Genomic DNA, 2,209 nt, shown 5'->3' on the forward strand with positions numbered 1-2,209 from the left:
AATTCATCCATGAGTACAAATTATCCCTTTTTTACTCACTCCGCAAGATCTGGAAGGACGCTGTAGCTGCTAACGCCCAAGCGCACCGGTGACTTTGACGTAGCGAAGCGGAGACAAAGGCATCCGAGTGACGCGCCTGGTTAGCTGTTCCCAAGCATGTACGCCCGAAGCTGCCGCTCCTCTCGCATGACATAGAGAATGAGAACTCGCTTCTCATCCTCACGATAAAAAATGCGGCACGGTGGAACCACTACCTCCCTGTATACCGAATTAGGGAGCTCCGTAGGAATCCGTCCGGACTGGGGAAAATCTTCCAAACGTTCGGTCTTATCGAAAACCTCCTGGACCAGATGACTTGCGGCAGCAGGATTATCCAGAGCAATGTACTCAGCGATGGCATCCAGTTCTTGAAGGGCAGGCTCGGTCCAGATTACTTCAGCCATTTACTCATTTTCTCCCTGGCCTCACTTTGGCTGTACGTTCTTCCCTCAAGTACAGCACGCTCTCCCCGTGAGAGCCCCTCAAGCAGCTCAAGTCGGCGCTGCATAAACTCGTAATCCTGCACATCGACAAGGTATGCGGATGGCTGACCATGCTCCGTGATCAGTATCGGCTCTTTAGACAAGTGCAGATCTGCCAGAATCTTTGTGGCCTGGCGCTTGAGGTTCGTAACAAGCTCAACTTTCATGGGCTAACCCTGAATCAGACTAATAGTGACACTATAGTATCACTATTCAGGTGTGGCAATCACAGCTAACGCCAGCCAGCACGCGCGGCTACGGAATGGAGGCGAAGCCGCAATGCAGTAGGCGTCGCCGTGCCTGGCCTTGTTAGGGCCTTTGAATCGGGATAGCATAATCGTATCGCCATTCGCGGAGGCATCATGACTACCGAAACATTAGACCACCTACGCTCCCAGATTTCGACTCTCTCCGAGTCGGAGCGTGCAGCGCTGGCTCGGGAGTTAATAATGAGCCTGGACGGCCCCCATGACGACTCGGTCGAGCAGGCCTGGAACGATGAAATTGTTCGCCGTGTATCCAAAGTCAAAAGCGGAAAAGCCACGCTGCTCAGCCGTGAAGAATTTCGATCAAAGATGAGAGCGAGGCTAGGCCAGTAACAGTGCGAACGGCAAGGATACTGGAAGAGGCCTCGCAGGAAGCTATAGAGGCAGCAGCATGGTATGAATATGAGCAAGCTGGACTCGGGGCCGAGTTTTTTGCTGCTGTTGATGCTGCCATCGACGTTATTGAAGAAAACTTCATCCCCTTATCAACTCTCCCCGAAGAAGCCGGTGATACCGGTGTAAGGCGCCTGATTCTGGAGCGCTTCCCATACGATATAGTCGCCATTGAACTGCCAGAAGAAGCTGTAGTCATTGCCGTTGCTCACCACTCCCGAAAACCTGGCTATTGGCTGGGGCGCAGTAAGCCCTAACGCCCGCCATCACCGGTGACAGAACCGCAGCGAAGCGGAGGTTTTGGCATCCGGTGCATGGCATGGTTATGTGCTGATTCAGGCTGCAACAAGCTTCTTCACGTTGAGCTCTTTGCGATGTTGTTCAGCATGCCAGAGTTCATATTGGGACTGCTGATTCAGCCAGCTTTCTGCCGAAGTATCGAAAGCAATAGAGAGCCGGACCGCCATTTCGGGACTGATACCGGCCTTGCCATTCAACACGGCACTCAGCGTTTTGCGGCTAACGCCCAATGCCTCTGCCGCCGCCGTGACAGTGAGGCCAAGGGGCTCAAGACAAAGCTCTCGCAGTACTTCACCCGGGTGCGGAGGGTTGTGCATTAACATTGGCGGTACCTCAGTGATAATCCTCGTAGTTCACAATCTCGGCATCTCCGTCTTCGAACCGGAAGGTTACTCGCCAGTTACCACTGACTGTCACTGACCAGATTCCGGCCCGATTGCCAGAGAGTTCGTGCAAACGAAGACCGGGTAAGTCCATATCTTTGGCATTCGCCGCTGCATTCAATCTACCGAGAATGAGCCGAAGCCTCTTCGCGTGAGCGGCCTGAATCCCTGCAGTGCTGCCGGACTTGAAGAATTTTGCCAAGCCCTTGTGTTTGAAGCTTCGAATCATTCCTTGAATGTACCCTGTAACGTATCAGGTGTCAAAGCGCATAATCGGGATAGGGAGGCACCTCACGATGCCCCTCCTCCCACATCACCGGGCATACGGATCACGTACCACGGCGAT

The 2,209-nt window shown here is 53.5% G+C and carries 6 protein-coding genes; 2 read left to right on the forward strand and 4 right to left on the reverse strand.

Annotated features, from left to right (window positions below):
- Positions 1-140: 140 nt before the first annotated feature.
- Both NLU14_RS21260 and NLU14_RS21265 read right to left on the reverse strand, forming a co-directional pair.
- Positions 141-443, reverse strand: coding sequence for a type II toxin-antitoxin system RelE/ParE family toxin (locus NLU14_RS21260; RefSeq protein WP_275710386.1), 303 nt, complete (start codon positions 441-443; stop codon positions 141-143).
- Positions 431-688, reverse strand: coding sequence for a type II toxin-antitoxin system Phd/YefM family antitoxin (locus NLU14_RS21265; RefSeq protein ID WP_022992576.1), 258 nt, complete (start codon positions 686-688; stop codon positions 431-433). Before NLU14_RS21265 ends, NLU14_RS21260 begins: the two co-directional genes overlap by 13 nt.
- A 195-nt stretch (positions 689-883) precedes the next feature.
- On the opposite strand from NLU14_RS21265, the gene NLU14_RS21270 reads away from it, so the two are divergent.
- Entirely contained in the window at positions 884-1,120 is a 237-nt protein-coding gene (locus NLU14_RS21270; protein ID WP_275710388.1) for an addiction module protein, read from the forward strand.
- Positions 1,121-1,122: 2 nt separating this feature from the next.
- Positions 1,123-1,437 carry a type II toxin-antitoxin system RelE/ParE family toxin gene (locus NLU14_RS21275; RefSeq protein WP_275710390.1) on the forward strand — a complete coding sequence of 105 codons (315 nt, stop codon included), beginning with the start codon at positions 1,123-1,125 and terminating at the stop codon, positions 1,435-1,437.
- Positions 1,438-1,515: 78 nt separating this feature from the next.
- On the opposite strand, the gene NLU14_RS21280 is transcribed toward NLU14_RS21275, so the two are convergent.
- Together NLU14_RS21280 and NLU14_RS21285 are read right to left on the reverse strand one after the other, a co-directional pair.
- On the reverse strand, positions 1,516-1,803 hold the full coding sequence (locus NLU14_RS21280) for a HigA family addiction module antitoxin (RefSeq protein WP_275710393.1): 288 nt from the start codon (positions 1,801-1,803) through the stop codon (positions 1,516-1,518).
- 10 nt (positions 1,804-1,813) lie between these two features.
- Positions 1,814-2,092 (reverse strand): type II toxin-antitoxin system RelE/ParE family toxin, encoded by a 279-nt coding sequence (locus tag NLU14_RS21285; RefSeq protein WP_275710395.1) that lies wholly within the window; start codon positions 2,090-2,092, stop codon positions 1,814-1,816.
- Between the last annotated feature and the right edge of the window lie 117 nt (positions 2,093-2,209).

The organism is Marinobacter iranensis (assembly GCF_029207565.1).
Classification (GTDB): domain Bacteria; phylum Pseudomonadota; class Gammaproteobacteria; order Pseudomonadales; family Oleiphilaceae; genus Marinobacter; species Marinobacter iranensis.